The sequence below is a fragment of the Actinomyces sp. ICM58 genome (assembly GCF_000283035.1).
Classification (GTDB): Bacteria; Actinomycetota; Actinomycetes; order Actinomycetales; family Actinomycetaceae; genus Pauljensenia.
Window position 1 is genome coordinate 1 of sequence record NZ_ALIY01000183.1, and the last position, 4,337, is coordinate 4,337.

General features: G+C 65.7%; 3 protein-coding genes and 1 pseudogene. All 4 read left to right on the plus strand.

What is annotated here, in order from left to right; translation table 11 throughout:
• Nucleotides 1–139 precede the first annotated feature (139 nt).
• Entirely contained in the window at nt 140–991 is an 852-nt protein-coding gene (locus HMPREF1138_RS08330; protein WP_009058660.1) for an NAD-dependent epimerase/dehydratase family protein, read from the plus strand.
• Nucleotides 992–995: 4 nt separating this feature from the next.
• Nucleotides 996–2,858, plus strand: a complete 1,863-nt coding sequence (locus HMPREF1138_RS08335; RefSeq protein WP_009058658.1) for a rhamnan synthesis F family protein — start codon at nt 996–998, stop codon at nt 2,856–2,858.
• A complete protein-coding gene (locus HMPREF1138_RS08340; RefSeq protein WP_009058656.1) occupies nt 2,855–4,126 on the plus strand; it encodes an acyltransferase family protein in 1,272 nt (423 codons plus the stop codon). The genes HMPREF1138_RS08335 and HMPREF1138_RS08340 overlap by 4 nt, the downstream gene beginning before the upstream one ends.
• Nucleotides 4,123–4,337, plus strand: a pseudogene (locus tag HMPREF1138_RS08345) (hypothetical protein); the annotation flags it as partial. The gene HMPREF1138_RS08340 and the pseudogene HMPREF1138_RS08345, both read left to right, overlap by 4 nt.

Here is a 4,337-nt window from a genome sequence, read left to right on the forward strand (position 1 = left end):
GCCTCGCGCCCTGCGCCACCGCACCGCCTCCCGCTCCTAGGCGTCGGCCTCGTCGGCGAGGCCGGGGCAGGCGGGTGCGTCGCGGCACACAACGCGAGGCGGGGCTGCGCAGCGGCCATGCCTTGATAGACTGAGTCACATGGTGAAGACTGTCCTCGTTACCGGAGCCGGCGGCTACATTGGTCGCCACATCGTTCACGCCCTGCTGGAGCGCGGCCTTGACGTCAGCGTCGTCGATTTCCGTCTCGACGGGGTCGACGAGCGGGCCCGCCGCATCGACACCCAGATTTTCAGCGGAGACGCCGATATCTACGACCAGCTCGGACGCCCCGACGTGGTCCTGCACCTGGCGTGGCGCGACGGCTTTGTGCACAACTCGCCGGCGCACATTGAGGACCTGCCTGCCCACTACCGTTTCATCGAGAACCTCCTCGCGGGCGGGTGCACTCACCTGGCCGTCATGGGCTCGATGCACGAGGTCGGCTACTGGGAAGGCCCCATCGACGAGAACTCTCCGTGCAACCCCGCCTCCCTGTACGGCATCTCCAAGAACGCCCTGCGGCAGATCACGCAGCTGCTCACCGCCCAGCACGGCGCGACCATGCAGTGGCTGCGCGGCTACTACATCGTCGGCGACGACGCGCACGGCTCCTCGATCTTCTCCAAGCTCCTGGCCGCCGCCCAGGAAGGTAAGAAGACCTTCCCCTTCACCACGGGTAAGAACCTCTACGACTTCATCTCCATTCAGGGACTGGCCTACCAGATCGCGGCCGCCGTCTCCCAGGACGAGGTCGACGGCATCATCAACATTTGCAGCGGCGAACCCATGAGCCTGGCCGACCGCGTCGAGGCCTACATCCGCGAGAACGACCTGGACATCACCCTCGAGTACGGCGCCTTCCCGGATCGCCCCTACGACTCCCCGGGCGTGTGGGGTGACGCGACGAAGATCCGCCAGATCCTCGCCGCCGTCGACGGTGCGGGGGAGTGACATCGTGAAGCGCGCCGGTATCTTCCTGTTCTTTGATCCCCAGGGCATCGTCGACGACTATGTCGTTGCGTGCCTGACGTCGCTGCGCGAGTACCTGGACGAGATCCTCGTCGTGTCCAACTCTCCTCTGGACGACACTGCGCGCGAGCGCCTCCTGACGGGCGCGACCGAGGTGTTCGAACGGGAAAACACCGGCTTCGACGTGGGCGGCTACCGCGACGGCATCGCCCGCTTCGGATGGGAACGCCTCGGCCAGTTCGACGAGCTGATCCTCTTCAACTACACCTTCTTCGCCCCTATCCACCCGTGGAAGAATCTCTTCGACCGTATCGATGCGGCGGGGGCCATCGACTTCTGGGGCATCACCGAACATGACGAGATTCGCCCCCACCCCTTCCTGGCCTCCTCCCGCATGCCCCGCCACATCCAGTCCCACTGGATCGCGGTGCGCAACCCGCTGCTCAGCTCCCCGGACTTCCGCACGTACTGGGACGAGATGCCCCCGATCCGCTCCTACAACGACTCGATCCAGTGGCACGAGTCGCGTTTCACGGAATACTTCGGAAAGCTCGGCTACACCCACGCCGTGGCGTACCCGCGCGAGGACTACCCCTCGCCCAACCCCGTCTTCGATAACGCGGCCCTACTGCTCGCGGACGGGTGCCCGATCCTCAAGCGCCGCAATCTCTTCCACGACCCGCTGTACCTGGACCGCCACGCGATCATCGGCGCGGACATGCTGGAGCTAGTCGGCCGGGCCGGCTACGACACCGACCTGATCCTCACGAACCTGGCGCGCACCTCGCGTCCTCGTGATCTCGTGACGAACGCGGGCCTGACCACCGTCATCCCGCCGCGCGCCGACCAGGCCACCCTGGACGCGGCTGCCTCCCTCAAGGTCGTCGCCGTCGCCCACATCTTCTACGCCGACATGGCCGACGAGATCCTCGACCGCCTGAGCGTCCTGCCCGCCGGCTACCACCTGGTGGCCACAACCTCGAACGAGGAGAACAAGGCCCTCATCGAAGCGCGCGCCCAGGAACGAGGCGTGGACGCCGACGTGCGCGTCGTCTCCTCCAACCGCGGCCGCGACATCGGCGCCTTCCTGGTGGACTGTGGCGACGTGCTCACCTCGGGCGAGTACGACATCGTCGTGAAGATCCACTCGAAGAAGTCCGTCCAGGACGACTACAACGCCGCCCAGCTCTTCAAGGAGCACCTCTACGACAACCTGCTGGCCTCCGCCGACCACGTGGCCGGAATCCTCGCCGAGTTCGCCGCCCACCCGGGCCTGGGCATGGCGATCGCCCCCATGCCGCACATGGGATACCCGACGATGGGCCACGCATGGTTCGCGAACCGCCAGCCAGCCCGCGACTTCGCCAAGAAGGTCGGCATCACCGTCCCCTTCGACGACCACCAGCCGCTGGCCCCCTACGGCTCCATGTTCATCGCCCGCCCGCAGGCCCTGTCCCCGCTGACCGGCGCCGGCCTCGTCCCCGAGGACTTCCCCGAAGAGGGAGGCTACAAGGACGGCTCCCTGGCCCACGTCATCGAGCGTCTCCTGGCCTACGCGGTCCTGTCGCGGGGCTACTACGTGCGCCCCGTCATGACCCCGAAGTGGGCGGGCGTGTACTACGGCTACCTCGAATACAAGCTGGCCGCCGTCTCCTCCATGCTCCCTCCCTTCTCGATTGACCAGGTTCCCTACCTCAAGGCGCGTTCGGGAGGAGTCCCCAACCTGCTTGGCGCCGTCAAGACGAACATCATGGTGCGCAACCCCGGCCTGGGTAACGCGCTCAAACCCGCCTACCGCGTCGTGCGCGGCGCCGTCCATACGATCCGATCAATGAAAGGTAAGCGATGAGTCTGGCCTCCACGATTCGGGCTGCGGCCCCCCACACGCCCCAGTCCGTCGCGCAGGCATTCAACTCGCGGTCTAACTCGATCGGGTTTTTGCGTTGGCTGATGGCTTTCATGGTCATCTTCTCGCACGCCGGACCGATCGCCGGTTTCTACGGCGGCGAGGACCTGGGCGTGCAGATCTCGAAAGAACAGTCCATCGGTGGTGTCGCCGTCGCAGGTTTCTTCTTTTTCTCGGGATTCCTGATCACGCGCTCGCGCATGGGGCGCGCGACGATCTGGCGCTACATGTGGCGCCGCGTCCTGCGCATTTTCCCGGCTTTCTGGGCCGCCCTGCTCTTCACGGTCGGCGTCCTGGCGCCGATCGCCTACTGGCATACCTTCCACAACATCTCCGGCTACCTGCACCCCGCCACCGAGTCCCCGCTCACCTATTTCGTGAACAACATGTTCCTCAACCTGGGACAGCGCAACATCGCGGGCATGGGCGAGAACCTTCCCTACTTCATCCTGCACGGTGCGCGCGACTGGAACGGCTCCGCGTGGACCCTCATCTACGAGTTCAAGGCATACATCCTGGTCGCGGTCCTCGGCCTCTTCGGTGCGCTCGCAAACCGTAAGGTGGGCGGCGCCTTCGCCCTCGTCCTCATCGCCCTCAACGCCCTGCAATGGATGGGCGCGGGCCAGGTCGCCAACGTCAACTACCTGCTGCGTGACCCCTTCATGCTCATGTTCATGGGCCCCTTCGCGTTCGGCATGCTCTTCACCCTCTACGGCGACAAGATCCCCATGGATTCGCGCCTGGCGTGGGGCGGTCTGGTTTTCGGCGTCCTGTCCTACGCGTCGGGCGGCTGGAACATCGTCGGTCAGTACGGGTTCCTCTACTTCCTCATGTACCTGGCGATCCGCCTGCCCCTGCAGAACTGGGAGAAGCACGGCGACCTGTCCTACGGCATCTACATCTACGCGTGGCCGATCATGGCCTTTGCCGCATACTTCCACCTGCAGGACCGCGGCTGGCTCGCCTACCACCTGACGGTCGTCATCACCGTGCACATCCTGGCCTACCTGTCGTGGCACCTCATCGAGAAACCCGCCATGAGCCAGAAGAACTACCTGCCCGGCTGGATGGGTACACTCATTGAGCACTTCCGTCCCATGTACGAGGCCGTGGCCCGCCGCATCGTCACGCCGGCCCTGTCCTCGACCAGGATCGCGACGGTCATGGAGGCCGAGGAGGCTTCCGCCAACGCCGAGGAGGAGACCAAGTGAGCGAGAAGAAGTCGTCCGGTCAGTTCAAGGAATCTGAGTCCGGCCTGCGCGACGTCTCCTACGACGAGGGCGTTCCCACCGGCTCGTGGAAGCACCGCCTCCACTACGTGCCCCTCGCGATTCTCCTTGCGGGCGCATGCGCGGCAACCAGCGTGGGCGTGTGGTACCAGAGCACCCACCCCGCCCCGGCCTCGGCCCCCGCCCCGGCCTC

Coding starts and splice junctions, on each gene's coding strand:
- HMPREF1138_RS08330 (WP_009058660.1), top strand. CDS start 140: ATGGTGAAGACTGTCCTCGTTACCGGAGCCGGCGGCTACATTGGTCGC.
- HMPREF1138_RS08340 (WP_009058656.1), top strand. CDS start 2,855: ATGAGTCTGGCCTCCACGATTCGGGCTGCGGCCCCCCACACGCCCCAG.